Below are 18,834 nucleotides of genomic sequence, written 5' to 3'. Positions count from 1 at the left end.
CCAACCTTTTTGCTTTCCCGGCCCCTTGTTATGGCCGGATCACATCCAAGGCATCAGTAAAGATGCCGTCCACGCCCCACTGCCGTAGCTCGGCGGCACGCGCCGCGTCGTTGACGGTGTAGGCCAGCACGCGGTAGCCGGCGGCGCGCACCGCCGCCACCCGCTCGGCGGTGAGCAGCAGGTGATCGCTGTGCAGCGATACCGCCTGCAATGCGGCCAACCGTTGCGCCCAGTCCTGCGGCCACTGTTCCTCGATCAGCCAGCCACGCGGCAGCTGCGGGGCGGCGTCACGCGCCGCCAGCAGCGCCTCCCAGGCAAACGACGACAACAGTGGCGGCGCCGGGTGGCCCTGCCACAGCGCAGCGGCCAGCGTGGCTACCGCCTGGCCGGTTTCCGCCTCGCGCCCCGGGCAGGGCTTGATCTCGACATTGGCCAGCAGCCGGTGCGCGCGGCAGTAGGCGGCGATGCTGGCGAAGGTAGGCAGCGGCTCGCCGGCGAAGCGCGGCGCGAACCAGCTGCCGGCATCCAGCCGCGACAGCGCGGCGATGTCCTGCGTTGCGGCCAACCCTTGGCCATTGCTGGTGCGCTCCAGGGTGTCGTCGTGCAGCAAAAAGCTCACCCCGTCACGGCTGAGCTTGACGTCGAACTCCACCGCGCCGTAGCCGTGCTGCACGGCGGTGGCCATGCCGGCCAGGGTGTTTTCCGGCGCCAGCCGCCCGCCGCCGCGATGGGCAAACAGATAGGGATAAGGCCACGGTTGCAACATCTTGTTCTCCTTGCTGATCAGGCCGGCTGCTTCGGCTTGCGCAGGTACAGCAGCACCACCGCCAGCGCCGACACCAGCATCAAGCCCAGGCTGACCGCGTTCAGCACCGGCGAGGCGCCTTCACGCATGCGGCCGTACATCAGGATGGTGAGCGGACTGTCGCTGCCCACCAGCATCAGCGTGGTGTTGAAGTTCTCGAACGACAGCAGGAAGGCCACCGCGCCGCTGCCGATGATGGCCGGCTTCAGGTATGGCAGGGTGATGGTGCGCAGGATCTGCCAGCGGCTGGCGCCCAGGTTCAGCGCCGCTTCCTCCAGCGTGGTGTCGAAGCGCTTCAGCCGCGCGGCGATGGTCAGCGTGGCGATGGTGATGATGTAGGACACCTGCCCCAGCACCACCAGCGGCAGGCCGGGGCGCAGCCACTCCAGCTCGATCTCCCAGTGGTCGTAGAGGAAGTTGGCGATATTGCTGGCAAACGCCAGGATGGAGATACCGAGGATCACCCCCGGAATCACCAGCGGCACCAGCATCAGCGTGGTGAACAGCCCCTTGCCGCGAAACTCGGCGCGCTCCAGCAGAAAAGCATTGCTGGTGCCCAGCCCCACCGACAGCAGGCTGACCCACAGCGCCACCTTGCAGCTGTGCCAGATGCTGGTCAGCAGCTCGCCATCGAACAGCAGGCCGGTGCGGCCGCCACTGTTGGCCACAAACCAGTCCAGGGTGAAACCCTTCCACGGCGGGGTGGGAAATAGCGAATCGTTGAAGGCGAACACCGCCACCACCGACAAGGGCAGCAACAGGAACAGAAAGAACACCGTGATATACAGCGCGCGGCCGCGCAGCAGCCAGCGGTTGTCCGGCAAACTCGGAATCATGTCAGGCTCCTCAGGTACGGCGCATGGAGTCGGCAAAACGCTGGCCGGTGAGCTTCAGCCCCAACCACACCAGCAGCGACGACAGTCCCAGCAGCAGGAAGGCGAATGCAGAGCCCTGCTCCCAATTGAAGCGGGTGATGAACTGGGTGTAGATCTGCTCGGTGAACCACATCGAGTTCTTGCCGCCCAGGATCACCGGTGTCAGGTAGTTACCCAGCGTCAGCATGAACACCATGATGCAGCCGGCGGCAATGCCCGGCGCGGCATGCGGCACCACGATGCGGCGCAGGATGTCCAGCCGGTTGCCGCCCAGGTCGTAGGCGGCCTCGATCAGGCTGTCGTCCAGCGTTTCCAGCGCATTGATAAGCGGCACCAGCATGAACAGCAGCGAGCTATAGATCAGTCCCACCAGAATGGTGGCGTCGTGGTACAGCAGCTCCACCGGCTCGGCGGTAAGGCCAAGCTGGAACAACAGCTGCGGCACCACGCCAGAGCCGCGCAGCAGGATCAGCCAGCCCAGCATGCGCACCAGCTCGCTGGCCCAGAACGGCAGCAGGATGGCGGCCATCATCAGCGCCCGCACCCGGCCGCGCGCCACCTTGGCGATGCTCCACGCCACCGGAAACGCCAGCAGCAAGGCCAGTACGGTCACCACCAGCGACATCAGCGCGGTGCGCACAAAGGTGTGCCAGTACAGCGGCTCGTCGAAAAAGGTCAGGTATTGCTTCAGGCTGGGGGCGAACTCGCCGGGGCCGACGCGTTCGCGGAACGACAGCAGCCCCACTTCCACATGCGGCAGCAGGATCAGCAGCGCCAGCCACAGCACGGCGGGGGCCAGCAGCAGGAACAGGCCGAGACGGCGCGGAGCCAGTACGTTCATGGCGCTCACTCCCGGTAGGCTTTGGCATGTTCGGCGCGAATGCCGAGGTATACCGTCTCGCCCGGCTGCAGGTCGGCATGCTGGCCGGTGTGCGGCAGTGCCACCTGCAACGGCGTGCCATAGCGCGCGTCGCGCACCTGCACCGTGGAGTTGGCACCGTCGAAGAACAGCGTTTCCACCCGGCACGACAGGCGGTTGTCGTACTCGGCCACATCGGCCTCGCGCCGCGACAGCGCGATGGTTTCCGGGCGGATGAACAGCGCCTGCTGGCCGCTGGCATCGCCATGCTGTGCGGCCAACCTTAGCGGCAGGCCGCTGGCTGCCACGCCCTCCCCGGCACCGGAAAGGCTCACCTCCAGCCGGTTGCTGTTACCGACGAAACCGGCGACGAAGGCGCTGGCCGGCTGGTAGTACAGCTGTTGCGGCGTGCCCACCTGTTCGAAACGGCCCTTGTTCATCACCGCCACCTGGTCGGACATCACCAGCGCCTCGCTCTGGTCGTGGGTGATGTAGACGAAGGTGGTGCCGATCTCGTGCTGCAGCTGCTTCAGCTCCAGCTTCATGTGTTCGCGCAGCTTCAGGTCCAGCGCGCCCAGCGGCTCGTCCAGCAGCAGCAGGGTTGGCTCCAGCACCAGGCTGCGGGCGATGGCCACGCGCTGCTTCTGGCCGCCGGACAGCTGGTCGATGCGCTTGCCCGCGGTGCCCGGCAGACCGACACGCTCCAGCATCGCCTCGCTCTTGCGCTGGATGTCGGCCTTGCCAAGGCCGCGCCGCGCCAGACCGTAGCCGACGTTGTCGCCCACCGACATCATCGGAAACAGCGCCAGATGCTGGAACACCATGTTCACCGGACGGCGGTTGGGGGCCACATCGCGCATGGACTGGCCGCCGATGACGATATCGCCGTCATCCGGGGCGATGAAGCCGGCGATCATGCGCAGCAGCGTGGTCTTGCCGCAGCCGGAGGGGCCGAGAATGGAAAAGAAGCTGCCCTTGGCCACGTCCAGGCTCAGCTGATCGACGGCGGTAAAGCCGGTGTAGTGTTTGCTGACGCCACGCACCGACAAGTCGATGGCGTCATGTTGCGGGGTATGCGGCATGGAAAGCCTCAATCAGACATGCAGTGACAGAAAAGGCCGCGTACGGCGGCCTCGGGACAGCGCTGCCGGCCACGAGCGTGGCCGGTGCTTGGCTTAGCTGGCGGCCTTGATGCGGTCCAGTACCTTGCCGTCGATTTCTTCCAGCCCGGCCGGAATCGCCGGGTACCACTTGATGTTCTTCATCGCCGCCGGCGGGAAGGATTCCGCCAGCTGTTTCTTCATCTGCGCGTCCATGAAGTTCTCGGCGCCCTTCACTGCGGTAAAGCTGCCGGCCGACTTGGCCACCTGGGCGGCAATTTCCGGACGGGTGATGAAGTTGATCCACTTGTAAGCGGCATCCAGGTTCTTGGCCTTGGCCGGAATGGCGAAGGTATCCACCCAGCCCAGCGCGCCGGACTTCGGTGCCACGAACTTCAGCGTCGGGTTTTCGCTGTTCAGCTTCCAGCCGCCGGCATCCCACATCTGCGCGGCCACCACTTCACCATTGCGGATGTCGTTCAGCAGCTGATCCTTGCTCTCCCAGAAGTACTTGAGGTTCTTCTTGCAGCTGATCAGCTTGTTGCCGGCCGCGGTCATGATCGCCTCGTATTCCTTGGCGTTGGCGTAGGCCTTGAACGGGTCCTTACCCATGGCGAAAGCCTGGCCGATCAGGGTTGGCCGCTTCAGGCGCACCGCGGTCTTGCCGGCGTATTGCGGGCTGCACAGGTCGCCGTAGTCGGCGGCCTTGCTCTTGGCGGAGTTCAATACCAGGCCATCGGTGCCCCAGAACAGCGGCAGGCCGTATACCTTGCCGTCCAGCGCGGTGACTTTCTGGGTGGCGGCCAGCATCGACGGGATGAAGTTGCCGGTCTTGACCTTGGACAGGTCGATCGGGCGGTAGATGCCGAACTCGCGCGCCGGGCCGGTGATGCGGTCCTGGCTGGGGTTGGCCAGATCGAAGCCGGCGCCGCCGGTGGCGCGCAGCTTGGAGATCATTTCTTCGTTGTTGGACAGGGTGACTTCAACGGTAATGCCGGTTTCCTTCTTGAACTGGTCAACCACCGACTGCGGCGCGTAGTCGGCCCAGGTCAACAGGCGCAGCACGGAATCGGCTGCATTGGCATTCAGGGCACATGCCACCAGCAGTGCGCCGGCGGACAATTTCGAAGCTTGCTTGAACATGTATTGCCACTCCCTCGTGTATGGATGGACAACTGCACAGCCACCGGTGGCGGCCGTGAATCCGCCGACCGCGCCTGCCGTTGTGGCAGTGCTGCGGCCACCGGGCCAGCACCAGAGAATATATAGGCCATGTTACGTGCATGTTTAATAAAAATTTCAGATGTTGGTTTTTTGAGTGTTTCTTGTATGTTTTCTTACAACAGTCGCGCGCTCAGCCGGCATGCCCTTCCGCCGCCACCGGCTCCGGTCGCACCCGTAGCGCCCACAGCACGCCAGCCACCAGCAAAGCCACGCCCAGCAAGGTAAGCGGCAGCGGCGCCTCGCCCCGCCACACGAAGGCGTAACTCAGTGCGGCCAACGTTTCGAACACGATCAACTGCCCCACCAGCGCGGTGGGCAGCCGCTGGCTGGCTTCGTTCCAGCACAGGGTGCCCAGCCAGGAAGCAAACAGGCCGATAGCCGCCATCAGCAGCAGGAAGCGCGCTGGCTGCGGCCCCAGCGGCATGGCGAACTCGCCGCCGCCCAGGCTATTGCCCAGCCACAGCAGCACGAAGCCGACCAGCGCCAGCGGCAGCGTGGCCACACCCTGCGCCGTGGCCCAGGTGCGCGGGCTGCGGCCGGGGTGATCGCGCAGCCAGTCGGCATTGCGCAGCGGATACCAGGTCCAGCACGCTACCGCCAGGCAGGCCAGCACGGCTCCGCCGAGGTAGCGCCCCAGGTCGGCACCGGTATCGCGGCGCAGCGCATCCAGCTCCACACTGTTGACGCAGCCGATGCCAATGGCGATCAGCAACAGCGACGGCAGCAGCCGCAACCACGGCAGGCGGCCGTCGCGGCGGTGGTCGCGCAGATTGGCGCAGATGGCGATCACCACCGGCAGCGTGCCGATCAGCATGGTCGGCAATGGCCCGCCGGCGCGCTGGATGGCGCTGGCCAGGCACAGGTAGTACAGCAGGTTGCCGACTGCGGCCAACTTCAGCGCCTCCAGCCAGTCGCTACGGCTCAGCTGCCGCAGCGCGGCGCGGTCGAACCACGCCAGCGGCAGCGCGATCAGGCCAAACGCCAGATAGCGGCCGACCGACAGCAACGCGGCCGGGTACTCCGGCAGCATCTGCGGCGCCAGGAACACCAGCCCCCACATCAAGCCCGCCACCAAGGCGTACAGCACCCCTGCCAACATACGTATCACTCCCGATTGATTTGGGCACAGTGTAGGTTGGCCGCAACGCGGCGGTCTTGTACCAGATTGCGCTGAATACGGCCGCCGGCGCCGCGGGCGCTAGCGCAGGCCCAGCTGCTGCTGGTAGCGCGCCGGGGTGACGCCGTAGCGTTTCACGAAGCTGCGGGTGAGGTGCGACTGGTCGGTAAGACCGGCGGCGGCGGCCACCTGCGCCGGCGGCATGCCGCTGGCCAGCAGACGCTTGGCCTCGAACAGTCGCAGCGCCATCAGCATCTGCTGCGGTGTAGCGTGATACTGCGCACGGAAGCGGCGCAGAAAGTGATACGGGCTGAGCCCGGCCACCGCGGCCAGCTGCTCCAGCGTCAAGCGCTCGGCCAGGTGGGCGCGCAGGTAGTCCACCACCGCGCTCAGCCGTACATCGGCCTGTGGCCGCGCCGGGCGTGGCACCCGCGCCAGCGGGCGGAACTCGGCCAGCAGCTCGTACAGCTGGCTGTCGAACGCCAGCGGCTCGTCCGCCTGCCACAGCGCCGCCAGCCGCTGCCCCACGCGCTGCGCGGTGGCGGGGTCGTGGCGCACGGCGTCGTCGAACCACCAGCCGTCCTCGCCAGTGATGCGCGCCACCGCCGCCGGGTCGATGTAGAGCATGCAGTAGCGCCAGCCGTGCTCGGTTTCGGCGCGGCCGGTGTGCAGCTCGTCCGGGTTCATCATCACCACCGAACCGGGCGCCGCCAGATGCTCGCTGCCGCTGTAGCGGAAGCGCTCCACCCCGCTTTCGATCGCGCCCAGGCCAAACGCCTGATGGGTGTGCGGCTCGAAGGCGTAACGCACGATATGCGCGCGGTACAGCTCGACCCCCGGTACCGGCTGGCAGAATTCGGCGTTGTCCGCCGGATGCTCGAACGCCTGCGGCACGCCGGCCAACGGCAGCGGCGCGACGGGAGACGTGGTCGGCAAAAGGCAGGTCATGGCAACGGCTAGGCAAGTGGGGATAATGCGATTGTGGCAGAAAACCCCCGTCACGACAGCGGGAACCCGGCCGCCGCAGCCGGGTCTGTGCTGCACCACTTGCCCGCGTGACGATAGTCAAGGCCGCGCTGCGCGCCAGCCTGCTACCGTTAGTCCGCCCATGTTTTCTTTCAGGAGTACGCCATGAAACGCCTGCCCCGCCTGCTGTTCGCGCTGGCCGTGATCAGCCCGCAAGTCTTTGCCGCCGCCATGCCAGTCACGCTGTACAAAAGCCCGACTTGTGGCTGCTGCGAAGCCTATGTCAGCTATCTCAACAGCAACGGTTTCAAGGTCAATGCCATCAACCGCAACGATATGGACACGGTAAAAACGCAGTACAAGGTCGGCAAGCTGGAAAGCTGCCACACCACGCTGATCGGTGGCTATGTGGTGGAAGGCCACGTGCCGGTGGCCGCGATCCGCAAACTGCTGCGCGACAAGCCGGACATCGTCGGCATCAGCGCGCCGGGCATGCCGGCCAATTCGCCCGGCATGGGCGAGATGAAGCCGGGCACGCTCACCATCTATGCGCTGACGCGGCAGCAAAGCGCCAAGCCGGTGGTGTTCTCGGTGGAATAAGGCCGCAAGGTTGGCCGCATGCGGCCAACCTTGCCCCATGAAAAAAGCCTGCCACGGACGTGGCAGGCAACAGGCAAACCGGACTGCGGAGCGAATCAGTCTTCCAGCAGACCATCCAGATTGTGTTTCTTCAGCAGCGCCGCGTATTCGCCGCTGCTCTTCACCTGATCGATCGCCTTGTTGAAGCGCTCTTTCAGCGTGCCATCGCTCTTGCGCAGCGCTACCGCCACACCCTCGCCCAGCACCTTGTCCTTGCGGCCGTCGAACACCGGGCCGGTGAAGGCGAACGCCTTGCCGTTGGCGGTATCCAGGAAGCCCTTCTGCAGCTGCACGGTGTTGCCGAAGGTGAAGTCGGCGCGGCCGGAAGTCAGCTCCAGCATCGGATCCTGTGCATTGACGTAGCGCTTGACGGTGGCCGCCTTGAAGTACTGGCTGACATAGCTGTCCTGCGGCGTGCCGGTCTGCACCGCAATCACCTTGCCCTTCAGGTCGGCCGACAGCTGCGCCCCTTTGCGGCCGACAAAGCGGTTCTGCATCAGGTAGTACACCTTGCTGAAGTCCACTACCTGGCGGCGCTTGTCGGTGATGTTCATCGACGACATGATCGCGTCGTATTTCTTCGCCTGCAGGCCGGGAATCAGGCCGTCCCACGGCTGGTTGATCACTTCGCACGGCGTCTGCATCGCCTTGCACACGGCGTAGGCGAAGTCCACCTCGAAGCCGGCCACCTTGCCGGCAGCGTCGACGAACTCGAACGGCGGGTAGGTAGCGTCGGTGGCGATCAGCAGCTTGTCGGCAGCCTGCGCAGACAGGGCAAACAGCGGGGACAGCAGCAGTGCAGCGAATGCGATCTTGCGTTTCATGTGATTCTCCTTTGAAGACATGTTTGTTATCAGCTGTTGATGCGACGGTGTTGCAGCGCCGGCAGGCGCGTGCGCCAGGTCTGTTGCCTGTCTAGATCCAATGCGGCCAGCGCGATGCCCTCGCCCTCGGCATGGCAGGCCAGTACCTGCCCCCACGGGTCGACGATCATGCTGTGGCCGAATGTGCGTTTGCCGCCCGGGTGCACGCCGCCCTGGCCGGGGGCGATGACGAAGGCGAGGTTTTCCACCGCACGGGCACGCAGCAGCAGCTCCCAGTGCGCCAGGCCGGTGGTGTGGGTAAAGGCCGCCGGCGCGGTGATCAGCATCGGCGCCGGGCCGTGACGATACAGCTCTGGGAAGCGCAGGTCGTAGCACACCGACAGCCGTAGGCTGCCCCACGGCGTGTCGGCACTGGTGACACTGTCGCCCGGCTGCATGGTATCGGCCTCGGCGTAACGCTCGGCGCCGTCGTCGAAGCCGAACAGGTGCATCTTGTCGTAGCGCGCCGCACATTGCCCCTGCGGGCCGAACAGTAGGCTGCTGTTGAAAAAGCGCTGCGGCTGGCTGCCCGCCAGCGGCAGGGTGCCGGCCAGCAGCCAGATGCCGTGGCATGCGGCCAACGTTGCCATGCGCTGCTGCAGCGGGCCGGCGCCGAACGGCTCGGTAATCGCCAGCCGCGCCTGCTCGTCGCCCGGCATCAGATAGAAGTATTCCGGCAGCGCCACCAGCTGCGCGCCACGGCCGGCGGCCTCGGCCACCAGCGCCTCGGCGCGCGCCAGGTTGGCCGCCAGGTCGTCGCCGGACACCATCTGCACGGCGGCGGCGGTAAAGGTCTGGCTCATGCGGTGCTCCTCAGATGCGGCACAGGCGCTCGGCGCCGGCCAGCAGGGTGGCTTCGTCCTTGGCGAACGACAGCCGGATCACGCGCTGGTCGGTGCCGTCGCGGTAGAACGCCGATACCGGGATGGTGGCCACGCCGTGTTCGGTAATCAGCCGCTGCACGAAACTGCTGTCGCTCTCGTCCGACAGGTGGGCGAAGCTGGCCAGCAGGAAGAAGCTGCCGCGGCTGGGGATCAGCTGCAGCGGCGAGTCTGCCAGCGCCTGGCTCAGCAGATCGCGCTTTTGCTGGTAGAAGGCGGACAGGCCGAGGTAGTGCTGCGGTTCGGCCATCAGCTTGGCCAGCGCATACTGCATCGGGGTGTCGGCGGCGAACATGGCGAACTGGTGCACCTTGCGGATCTCGTCCATCAGCGCCTGCGGCGCCAGGCAATAGCCGACACGCCAGCCGGTAACGTGGAAGGTCTTGCCGAACGAGGTCACCACCACCGAGCGTGCGGCCAACTTGGGATGACGGCTCATGCTGTGATGCAGCTCGCCATCGAACACCACGTGCTCGTACACCTCGTCGGACAGCACCACGATGTCGGTGCCTTCGGTGATGGCCTCCAGCCGCGCCACGTCGGCGGCGGACAGCACGGTGCCGGTGGGGTTGTGCGGGGTGTTCAGCAGCAGCATGCGGGTGCGCGGGGTGATGCGCGCCGCCACTTCGTCCCACGGGATGGCGAAGTCCGGCGCCGCCAGCTTGATCACCACCGGGGTGGCGCCCTGCAGCTCGATCATCGGGATGTAGCTGTCGAACGCCGGCTCGAACACGATCACCTCGTCGCCTTCGTGCACCAGCGCGGTCACCGCCGAGAACAGCGCCTCGCTGGCGCTGGCCATCACCGTCACCTCGCTGTCGACGTCGTAACCTTGGCCGTACAGCGCTTCCACCTTGTCGACGATGGCCTGGCGCAACGCCGGCAGGCCGCTCATCGGCGCGTACTGGTTGTGGCCGGCCTGCATCGCCTCGTGGGCATGGCGGATCAGATCGGCACTGCACGGAAAGTTGGGCGCGCCCTGCGACAGGTTGATGGCCTGGTGCTTGGCGGCCAGCTGGCCGATGACGGTAAAGATGGTGGTGCCGACGTGGGGCAGCTTGGAGCGTTGGGCAATGGGGGTGTGCATGATGTCTCGCCGCGTTGTGGTGTTGTTGCGCTATTCAACGCGATGGGCACTTGTGCGACAAACGATTTATCGGCATGTTATGACCGAGAAAAATTCAGTCATGGGATGCCACATGCCACGCAAGACCCCACCCCTGTACGCGCTGTCGGTGTTCGAAGCCGCCGCCCGCCACCAGAGCTTTACCCGTGCCGCCAACGAGCTGTGCCTGACCCAGGGCGCGGTGAGCAAGCAGGTGGCGCAGCTGGAGGCACATCTGGGCTACCCGCTGTTCCACCGCTATGCGCGCAGCCTGCGCTTGTCCGTCCAGGGTGAGCTGCTGCTGGGCTATGTGCAGCGCGGCTTCAAGGTACTGGAACAAGGCATGGACGCAGCGGCAGCGCTGACCACACCGATCCGTATCAAGGCGCCCAGCTGTGTGGTGCGCTGGCTGCTGCCGGCGCTGCACGACTTTGCTGCGCAGTCGCCGGACATTCCGGTACAGCTAGCCGGGGTGCATGAGCACGCGGTGAACTTTGCGCAGGAGGATGTGGACCTGGCCATCGTCTACAAACCGCTGGCGGCACTGAGCGACAACGAGCAGTTGCTGTTCGAGGAGGTGATGACGCCGGTGCTCGCGCCGCGGCTGCTGCGGCAGGTTGCCCGCCCGCTGGCGCAGGAAAGCGACCTGACGCACTACCCGTTGCTGCACCCCTCGCACGACAAGCGCGACTGGCGGCAGTGGCTGGCCTTCCGTGGCGCCACCGCGGTGGATTATCGCGGTGGCACGGTATTCGACACCCTGGATCAGGCGATGAACGCCGCGCTGCAAGGCTACGGCATCACCCTGGGCGACATCACCCTGCTGGCACGCGAGCTGGCGGAAGGCGAGGTGGTGGCTCCGTTCTCACCACCGTGGCACAGCGGCTACGCCTATGCGCTGGCCAGCAAGCCGGACGAAGCCCGCCCGGCGCTGCACAGCGTGCGCGACTGGCTGCTGGCGCAATGCCGGCAGTCGGCCAGCGTCAGCAGCAGTTAACGCTGCCTGCGGCCAACGTTGCCCGCCGCAGAAACGACAACACCGGCACGTGGCCGGTGTTGTTGCCAAACCTGACAGGCTTATTCGGCGCTGGTTTCGCTGGCAGTATCGACAACCGGAGCATCGGCTGCCGGGGCATCCACCACCGGTGCGTCTGCCACTTTCGGCGCCACTTTTTCGGCGCGGGCCTGGCACATGCGCTCGGCAGCGGCCTTCTCCTCGGCAGTCACTTCGCCCACCGCTTTCAGCGCCAGATCGAAGCGCTTGCCACCGCGGGCCAGCGCCTTCAGGTAGCGCTGACGACGGCAGTGGTTGGCCAGTACGCGCGATACCAGTTGCGCATCGAACTGCGGCAGCGCGGCGATCAGTACCTCGTGGATACCCAGCGCCAGCGGGCGGAACTGCTTGAACACGTCGTACTTGGCGTACACGTGGGCGGCAATCATTTCAGTCTGGCTTTTCTTGCTCAGGCTCTGTACCGCATTCTTCAGCGCTGCACCCAGCGCGGTTTCGTTAGCCACTTTAGCTTTGTCTTTCATGGAATTCTTCACAGGGTTATGCAAACCTGACCCTGAGACGAAGCACAGGTTCTGTTAGCTGACAACATTCGCGCGGGATTGTATACCAGTTGTGGCGTGCGCCACCAGCACTTAACGGCAACGATCATGCCCGTTGCATGGACAGCTACAGCAGGCGATAAAAGCTAAACCGGCATCGCACACGGCTGGCGATGCCGGCTGGCAACGGGTTTAGTCGGTGAGTTCGTACCAGTACACTTTGGCGCGCGTCTTGTTACCCAGGCCACCGGACAAACCGCCCGGGTCGGAAATCAGGCCGAACAGCGGCACGTTGACGATATTGCCGTTGCTGTCGACTTGAGTGGCCACGGTCGGGTCCCCCAGGAAGCCGGTACCTGCCGACACATAGCGGTCGGTCAGCGCCCAGCCCGCCTGCGCGTCGGTGGCGTCGCTGTAGGCCGAGCCATCACCAAAATTGAGGATGTAAATCCGTGCCGCGCCCAGCGTGGGGTTGCAACTATTGCTGTTGTAGGTCGCCGTAGCGGTGCAACCGGTGCTGCCGCTATAGGTGTAGGTGTAGTTTGGCAGGAAGGTGGAGAAATACAGGATGCCATCCAGCGTCACCGCCTTGCCGGATGCCCGCTCGCCCCCCAGCAGGCTGCAGCCTAGATCACGGCTGCTCAGCCCGCCGTTAAGCTTGATATACCAGCCCTGGCTGGAGGCCAGCGCACTGCTTGCCGCCGCCTGCTGGCTGGTAGTGCCAAGCTGCACCAGATTGTCGGTCGCATCATAGAGGTTGGACAAGGTATACGGCGTGCTGATCACATTAGTGGTCAGCCCCGGGTCTTTGATGGAGAAGAACATGTCCTGGATAGCAAGGCTGAACGGCTTCTCACGGTCACCGGACCCCAGCTGCACACGGTCATAGCTCTGCCCCAACACCACGTCCGGTTCATACAGGAATTTGCGGGCGCTACTGCCACTACCACCCAGCGCGGCAATCTTGTTGACACTAAAGCTGGGCACCGCCGGGGTAACCGCCGAGTTGAGGCCAATATCGACCCGCCAGAGGTTGCCACCAGTATCAGACGCATACAGACGATCCACAGAGCCATTCAGATCGCGATCCACCGTGGCCACGGCAGCCGGTATGCTGTAGCTCAGCCCACTAACTGTGGTGCAGGTGGCAGAGTCACAATCGCTACTGCCGGTGGGCACCGCCTTCCACACCAAAGCACCAGTAAACGCATCCACCACAAATATGGCACGCCCCATAGTTGCCGTGCCCTGGACCGCGGTATCGTTGGCCGCGGCATCATAACCGCCGCCAAAAACCAGCACCGGGTTGCTGTAACCGGCAATCTTCATCACTTTGGGCTTGGCCCAGGTTTGCCCCAGCTCGTTAAAGCCGGTGTCGCTATTGGTGTGCTTCCACAGGAACTTGGGTTGCCCCGGCACGGTGACGTCGAAGGCGTAAATCAGCCGGCCGCCACGACGTGCGGTCGGATAGATGTAGACCTTGTCCATCTTGGTGGCATCGACCTTACCCGTATTGTCGTACCGCCGATCGTTGTCGGCATCCAGCAGATAGCTGCCAATCGGGCCGTCAAAGAAGTACGGCTTGGTAGCAGAGGACGACAACACCGTGGTGTTGTCGTACAAGCGCTTCAACCCGGAATAGAACTCCTGCGGCAGGAACGACCACAACTCGCCGCCATCACTATTGTCCGCCCCGCCCTTCACTGCGCGCAGCAGGCCATCGTTGCCACCGTAGTACACCACCACGTCCCGGTTGCTAGGTTGGCCGCTGCGGTTGTAGTTGATCGCCAGCGGGCTGGAGTGCACCACATCGCCATGCACAAAGCCGCGCACACCAGTAAGGGAGCCGGCGCTTGGATCGTCCTGCTTGATATTACGCCCGCGCACCCAGTTGATCAGCTTATCGCGATCCGTTGTGGTACTGACGCCCAGCAGCGTGGTGGTGATGCCGGCATTATTGGTGTTGAACAGTGTCGGATCAGTAGTGTTGGCAGTGTCATCCACCAATGAGCCGCCACTGCTGCAGCTGGTGCAGGTGTAGATGATACGGTTGTCCGCTGTCAGATTATCGCTGCGCAGGTGCTGCGCATTACCACCCTTGATGGTCAGCGAGCCATCTGGCGCATCGGATGTTCCACCAGGGGTCTGCTGATCCGGATAGTTAGCCGCCGTCCAGAACGAAGAACTGGTTGTCCAGTAACTGGTGATCGTATCCGTCACCTGGCCTTGGGAGTTGACTACCACCTGGCCATTCTTGTCGAGATAGGTGTACTTGTTGCCGGACAGCCCCAGCCGGTATTGCTTGAGGTTGCCATGCCAGCGTGGCTTGGCATCGGCATCGGTGCGGAACATGCCCACGTAGATCTGGTCCAGCGTGGTGCCATAGTTGTTGACGCTGTTGGTTACGGCAGCGGATGTGAACACGCTGTTGACCGACAGGATCTCGTCGAACACCCCCTTGAGGGCGTTTTTGAGCTCCTCCGAACTGAGCGGATCGGTAATGCTGATGTATCGCCCACCGCCGACACCACCGGACATGCTTTTCAGCAAAGCAGTCATACCTGGCCCCTGGCCGGTGGTACTCGGCTGAACCTCAATGGCATAGGTAATGATGTTCTGCTGGCCATCCAGCGCCGAGCTGAGGTCAGCGCCATTCATGAACCGCGCCCATTCATCGCCAATATTGTCCTGACTGCCGTTCGGGGACAGCGGAATCATCGTGGTGCTACCGCCAACGTTGGTTAACGCTGTCGTAGCACTGTTGGTATCAGAGGTGTTGTCTTGAACAGGGCCGTTGTTGATAAAGATGATGAAATTCTTCTGGCACACGCCCGTTGCCGGACTCAAATAGGTCGTACTGCTGGAAGTGCTGGGAGTGAATGCATTCAGATCGCGCTTATCTTTGATACCGGAATACGCCGTCGAGCCTTTGAAATAAAGATAAGCCTCGCGCATGGTTTGCCCGAGTTTGCCACCGTTACTCTTATCGTCATTCTTGTTCAGTCCGTTAACAAGCGTACTTAGTGCAGCCAGATTGGTTGATGTCATGTTCTTGATAGCAGAACGGACATAACCACCATCGATGTTACCGTTGCTACCACCGGTTTCAGAAAACATCATCAAGCCTATATTGAAAGCACCTGATGATAGAGTGCCGAACAAATTGACCAGTGCAGTTTTTTCGGCGGTAAACGGTGTATTCCAGTTCGCCGTATTATCCAGAATGATCAATACATTCGGCACGTCGGCAGAGTTGGAGACATTGGGATTATTCAGAAAGATATCGATATCCTGATTCTGCAGATCCACCGCCTGGCTGGAAAACGAACACAGCAGCAATACTGCCAGCAACCACTTTTTCATCACCTGCTCCTTCGCCCCTGCGCTGCGATCAACTGCAAGGATCGGCCGTTTTGGTCAGCTCACGCACGCCTTGGTGAGTAATCACCTGGGTCCCTGTGCGGCTATCTGTCACCGTGGCCTGGAAATCCCATTGCACGGCATAGGTCTGGTAACCCACGGAAGAATTATCGAACTCGCGAAACCCCAGACAACTGGGGCGTGCCAACAGTACGGTGTAGTCATTGCTACCGTCTTTATCAGCATCCACCTGAAAAGTTTGTGGATAGGCACCTGGATTGGCAATCGGGTCGGTTGTCGCGGACACGGGTTGGTTGAGCACCTGGTCTATCACCAGTTGAGCAGCCCCCAGCGCCTCGTCGTGTGCCTGGCTATTGGACACGATGCGCAAGTGAGTCATGCCCAGACGAATGCCCATGGTGACCAGTATGGTTGAGATCAGCAGGAACATCAGAGTCATAAACAGGATATTGCCCGTAGCGCGCCTATTCACTACCTTCTCCTCGACCCGACGTTGATCAGGTAAACCGTCTTGCGGAACAGCTTGCGCTTATAGTTGGCCGCAGTGCCGCTAGGGGTATAGCTAACACCAGAGGCCAGGGTGTAGCTGCGAGTATCGGAATAACCAGCGGTGATCCTGCCCGCCCGGGCCAGCAGCGTAATACGCAGCGCAACGACCCGTGCCCATTGATCTGTAGTCGTCAGCGAGCGGCTATAGCTGTCAGGGGCACCGTCATATTGCACCACATGAGTCACGCCGGATGCATCCACATAGCTGTGGTTGCTACCTTTCAGATCCAGCCCATACTCAATCACCATGCGCTCAATGCCTTCCACCATCGGTGAATCGGTAAAGTCGGTCGCGGCACCGGTATCACCCAACTCCAGCATACGCAAAGTTGGTATGTCACTACCCGTACTGCAAGTACCTGCCGATGCATCCAGACAGCGGCCAATATAAAAAATACGTGGCGGGTAACGACGAATTTCCCCGGCCGAGCCATCCAGGTTGGTCAACGTAAAGGACGCGACCTTGTTACCCGTGGTAATAACCGGATCCTTCAGGCGAGCGACTGCTTGCAGATAAACATTGCGGGCAACCAGCGTCGAAGAAGCAACAGGCGTTGGGTCGACCTCACGTACCAGGAAGGCATCGTTGTCGGAATACAAATTGGCACCAGGAATACAGGGGAAAGTCGCACTCATCGTTGCAGATGTTGCTCCTTGCACGGCAAAGGCTAGTGCATTGGTCCCGGTAGACGTGCTGTACATATACTGCGCATCCGTTTCACATGCACTCGGCAACGTAGCAGAGGCATTCGGAAAGTCATCCATATAGACATAGTTGCCATAGTAGCCGGCATTCTCCAGATACTTTGTCAGTACATCCATGGCATAGCGCCCGTTTTCGATCTGCGCAAATTGATTGCTCAACTCACGTTGATTGCGGTGCTGCGCTACATAGAAGCCACCCACTGCAGTAAGCAGTATCAGCCCGAGCGTCATGGCAATCATGATCTCGACAATACTCAAGCCCGCTTGCCGATTACGCATTTTCAGTAAGCCGGCGTCAGGTTGACGATCTTTACCCATCTGGCCATCACCCTGCGATTTTTCTCATCACCGTAAAGATTCTGACCACAGCTCAAGCCAGCCGGTGGCGCGGCGGTCACCGTCTTGGCCTGCCATGCCACTTGAATCAGTACCCCTGATGCATCGTTGATAATACAGCCACGGGCACCTATCATCGCCCCCGCCCCTCCCTGTACCGCCAGCCCATCCAGCTGCGCATCCCAATCCTGCACATCCTGTGTTGCCATGGCAGCAGCATCGACGCTGACCGTGCCTGACGCAACGCATGAGTACCCAGACACACTAGAACCAGTACCCAGGTAGGATGTACCACTGCTTGGCCCCACCGCCGTGTAGGCGTAGTAGCAAGATGCCGCATCCTGATTGGCGCGAAGCTTCTGCGACATATCGTCGAGCAAGACTAATGCCTGCGCCCGTTGATACGACTCGAATTCCACCTGATTGGCTCTCAAACTCAAGGCAGCAATACCCATGAAGCCAATCAACAGAATAATGATGGCAACCAGCACTTCTATTAAAGAAAAACCTGCCTGCCTGTGTTTGGCCGTCTGCATATCAGCACCCGGAATCAGAGACATCGGTCACCCCGGATAGGTAAAGCTTAACGCAACGCTGCGTTCCCTGATCTGTCCTGGCGACGTTAAATGAAACAGCTGCAGTTGCACGTCCATTACGGTTAATCGAAGCTGCCGTACCACCACTGATAGTCAAATAACTATCGTTAAATGCATTCTGAACTGCAAGTTGAATAGTTGGAGATGCAGCAGTTGCGACCACCCAACCTTGCTGGCAGCCACCACCATTACAACTAAGCGTAATTGTCTGGCTTCTTTTTACAGCTTCGGAACGCGCATAAAACAAAGCCGACTGTAATTGCTCGGAAGCGGATTTGACTTTATTACGCGCAATAAACGACTGAAAACTGGGCACTGCTATTGCTGTAAAGACCGCTAACAATAAAAAAGCAATCATCAGCTCCAGCAAAGTAAAACCCCGCTCCATTGCATGGACTTTCATCATCAGTTCCACTTGTTGGCTGGGAGTTTTTGCCCGTTCGACATCAACGTTAGCGTACCATCGGTTGCCTGCATACCGCCCGACGCCGGCGTTGCCACGACAGAATACGCAGGAGGAGTAGAGGCATTGAAGGCTGTAATCGTAATGTTATAGAACTTGGTCACATCTGTCGGTGCACTGACACCCAGTTCAGTTACGCTGCTTGCATAGCGTCTGGCATCCAGAACAAACTCTTCCTGCCGAGCCGCCGCTTCCGTCATAAATGACATGGCAGCAGATCGATTAGTTTTTATGACATATGAAATGTAGGATGGATAAGCAAACGCTGCAATTATGCCAAGCACGACAACAACGATTAGCAACTCGATCAATGTCACGCCACGCTGCATCGCTCTCTCCCGCATTAGACTCGCCATATGCCACAGCCTGTACGCATATAGCATTTGTTTGTTTTGAAAATATTTACTACAACTTTTCTTGTTCGCAATTTTGCCACTTTACCTACCCCGTGTATCGCCCCCATCACCATTTCTTTTCTGTGTTATCACTATAAAACAGTTTGCCTTCGTACAAGGCACGCCACTCACGATCTATTGAGTTACTTTAGCACCAAAGCCAAAGCCCGCGAATGCGGGCTTTATGGTTGGTTCGGTGCGGGTGCGGCCCACGTTGGCCGCAGCAGGCGTGTCAGGGACCGGGGTGAGGCGGCGGTCCGGGTGGGGCCTGCCTCACCCACGCACCAAAGCACAAAGCCCAGCTTGATCTCTCAAGCTGGGCTGTTTGTGGGGGAGTCTGGCGGTGTCCTACTTTCACACAGGTATCTGCACTATCATCGGCGCTAAGGCGTTTCACGGTCCTGTTCGGAATGGGAAGGCG

19 protein-coding genes and 1 rRNA gene are annotated in these 18,834 nt (G+C 61.8%); 2 read left to right on the top strand and 18 right to left on the bottom strand.

The annotated features are described in order from the left end of the window. Positions 1-28 precede the first annotated feature (28 nt). The 7 genes from ugpQ to ABNW52_RS05355 all read right to left on the bottom strand — a co-directional run bounded on the left by ugpQ (position 29) and on the right by ABNW52_RS05355 (position 6,928). A complete protein-coding gene (gene ugpQ, locus ABNW52_RS05385; protein ID WP_349585097.1) occupies positions 29-766 on the bottom strand; it encodes a glycerophosphodiester phosphodiesterase in 738 nt (245 codons plus the stop codon). Between the two features lie 17 nt (positions 767-783). Further along, complete coding sequence (locus tag ABNW52_RS05380) at positions 784-1,641, bottom strand: ABC transporter permease (protein WP_349585094.1); 858 nt, start codon at positions 1,639-1,641, stop codon at positions 784-786. A gap of 10 nt (positions 1,642-1,651) precedes the next feature. Further along, a complete protein-coding gene (locus ABNW52_RS05375; RefSeq protein WP_349585091.1) occupies positions 1,652-2,521 on the bottom strand; it encodes an ABC transporter permease in 870 nt (289 codons plus the stop codon). 5 nt (positions 2,522-2,526) lie between these two features. Next, the gene (locus tag ABNW52_RS05370; protein WP_349585089.1) at positions 2,527-3,621 is read right to left on the bottom strand and encodes an ABC transporter ATP-binding protein; all 1,095 of its coding nucleotides are present in this window, start codon (positions 3,619-3,621) and stop codon (positions 2,527-2,529) included. Between the two features lie 93 nt (positions 3,622-3,714). Further along, the gene (locus tag ABNW52_RS05365) at positions 3,715-4,782 is read right to left on the bottom strand and encodes an extracellular solute-binding protein (protein ID WP_349585086.1); all 1,068 of its coding nucleotides are present in this window, start codon (positions 4,780-4,782) and stop codon (positions 3,715-3,717) included. Between the two features lie 211 nt (positions 4,783-4,993). Then, on the bottom strand, positions 4,994-5,962 hold the full coding sequence (locus ABNW52_RS05360) for a DMT family transporter (protein ID WP_349585083.1): 969 nt from the start codon (positions 5,960-5,962) through the stop codon (positions 4,994-4,996). A gap of 99 nt (positions 5,963-6,061) precedes the next feature. Continuing rightward, the gene (locus tag ABNW52_RS05355; protein WP_349585081.1) at positions 6,062-6,928 is read right to left on the bottom strand and encodes an AraC family transcriptional regulator; all 867 of its coding nucleotides are present in this window, start codon (positions 6,926-6,928) and stop codon (positions 6,062-6,064) included. Between the two features lie 183 nt (positions 6,929-7,111). On the opposite strand from ABNW52_RS05355, the gene ABNW52_RS05350 reads away from it, so the two are divergent. After that, positions 7,112-7,546, top strand: coding sequence for a DUF411 domain-containing protein (locus tag ABNW52_RS05350; protein WP_349585079.1), 435 nt, complete (start codon positions 7,112-7,114; stop codon positions 7,544-7,546). Positions 7,547-7,641: 95 nt separating this feature from the next. On the opposite strand, the gene ABNW52_RS05345 is transcribed toward ABNW52_RS05350, so the two are convergent. From ABNW52_RS05345 to ABNW52_RS05335, 3 genes are read right to left on the bottom strand one after another with little or no spacing between them, the layout of a single operon-like run. Further along, positions 7,642-8,409, bottom strand: coding sequence for a transporter substrate-binding domain-containing protein (locus ABNW52_RS05345; RefSeq protein WP_349585076.1), 768 nt, complete (start codon positions 8,407-8,409; stop codon positions 7,642-7,644). Between the two features lie 29 nt (positions 8,410-8,438). Then, the gene (locus tag ABNW52_RS05340; RefSeq protein WP_349585074.1) at positions 8,439-9,251 is read right to left on the bottom strand and encodes a carbon-nitrogen hydrolase family protein; all 813 of its coding nucleotides are present in this window, start codon (positions 9,249-9,251) and stop codon (positions 8,439-8,441) included. A 10-nt stretch (positions 9,252-9,261) separates the two neighbouring features. Further along, the gene (locus ABNW52_RS05335) at positions 9,262-10,416 is read right to left on the bottom strand and encodes a methionine aminotransferase (RefSeq protein WP_349585072.1); all 1,155 of its coding nucleotides are present in this window, start codon (positions 10,414-10,416) and stop codon (positions 9,262-9,264) included. A gap of 112 nt (positions 10,417-10,528) precedes the next feature. Here ABNW52_RS05335 and ABNW52_RS05330 point away from each other — a divergent pair, with 112 nt between their 5' ends. Then, a complete protein-coding gene (locus ABNW52_RS05330; RefSeq protein ID WP_349585070.1) occupies positions 10,529-11,431 on the top strand; it encodes a LysR substrate-binding domain-containing protein in 903 nt (300 codons plus the stop codon). An 80-nt stretch (positions 11,432-11,511) separates the two neighbouring features. On the opposite strand, the gene ABNW52_RS05325 is transcribed toward ABNW52_RS05330, so the two are convergent. From ABNW52_RS05325 to rrf, 8 genes are all read right to left on the bottom strand, one after another. Continuing rightward, complete coding sequence (locus ABNW52_RS05325; RefSeq protein ID WP_349586027.1) at positions 11,512-11,952, bottom strand: ProQ/FINO family protein; 441 nt, start codon at positions 11,950-11,952, stop codon at positions 11,512-11,514. Positions 11,953-12,180: 228 nt separating this feature from the next. Next, entirely contained in the window at positions 12,181-15,351 is a 3,171-nt protein-coding gene (locus ABNW52_RS05320; RefSeq protein WP_349585067.1) for a pilus assembly protein, read from the bottom strand. A 28-nt stretch (positions 15,352-15,379) separates the two neighbouring features. Beyond that, positions 15,380-15,841 (bottom strand): pilus assembly PilX N-terminal domain-containing protein, encoded by a 462-nt coding sequence (locus ABNW52_RS05315; protein WP_349585065.1) that lies wholly within the window; start codon positions 15,839-15,841, stop codon positions 15,380-15,382. Next, positions 15,841-16,941, bottom strand: coding sequence for a PilW family protein (locus ABNW52_RS05310; RefSeq protein WP_349585062.1), 1,101 nt, complete (start codon positions 16,939-16,941; stop codon positions 15,841-15,843). The genes ABNW52_RS05315 and ABNW52_RS05310 overlap by 1 nt, the downstream gene beginning before the upstream one ends. Continuing rightward, a complete protein-coding gene (gene pilV / locus ABNW52_RS05305; RefSeq protein WP_349585059.1) occupies positions 16,905-17,519 on the bottom strand; it encodes a type IV pilus modification protein PilV in 615 nt (204 codons plus the stop codon). Before pilV ends, ABNW52_RS05310 begins: the two co-directional genes overlap by 37 nt. After that, positions 17,497-17,961, bottom strand: coding sequence for a GspH/FimT family pseudopilin (locus tag ABNW52_RS05300; RefSeq protein WP_349585056.1), 465 nt, complete (start codon positions 17,959-17,961; stop codon positions 17,497-17,499). Before ABNW52_RS05300 ends, pilV begins: the two co-directional genes overlap by 23 nt. Beyond that, positions 17,961-18,347 (bottom strand): type IV pilin protein, encoded by a 387-nt coding sequence (locus ABNW52_RS05295; protein WP_349585053.1) that lies wholly within the window; start codon positions 18,345-18,347, stop codon positions 17,961-17,963. Before ABNW52_RS05295 ends, ABNW52_RS05300 begins: the two co-directional genes overlap by 1 nt. Positions 18,348-18,748: 401 nt before the next feature. Then, positions 18,749-18,834, bottom strand: a 5S ribosomal RNA gene (gene rrf / locus ABNW52_RS18600); the annotation flags it as partial.

This window comes from Vogesella oryzagri (genome assembly GCF_040148885.1).
Taxonomy (GTDB): domain Bacteria; phylum Pseudomonadota; class Gammaproteobacteria; order Burkholderiales; family Chromobacteriaceae; genus Vogesella; species Vogesella oryzagri.
The sequence above is the reverse complement of the archived record's forward strand: the minus strand, read 5'-3'. Positions and strand labels throughout refer to the sequence as shown.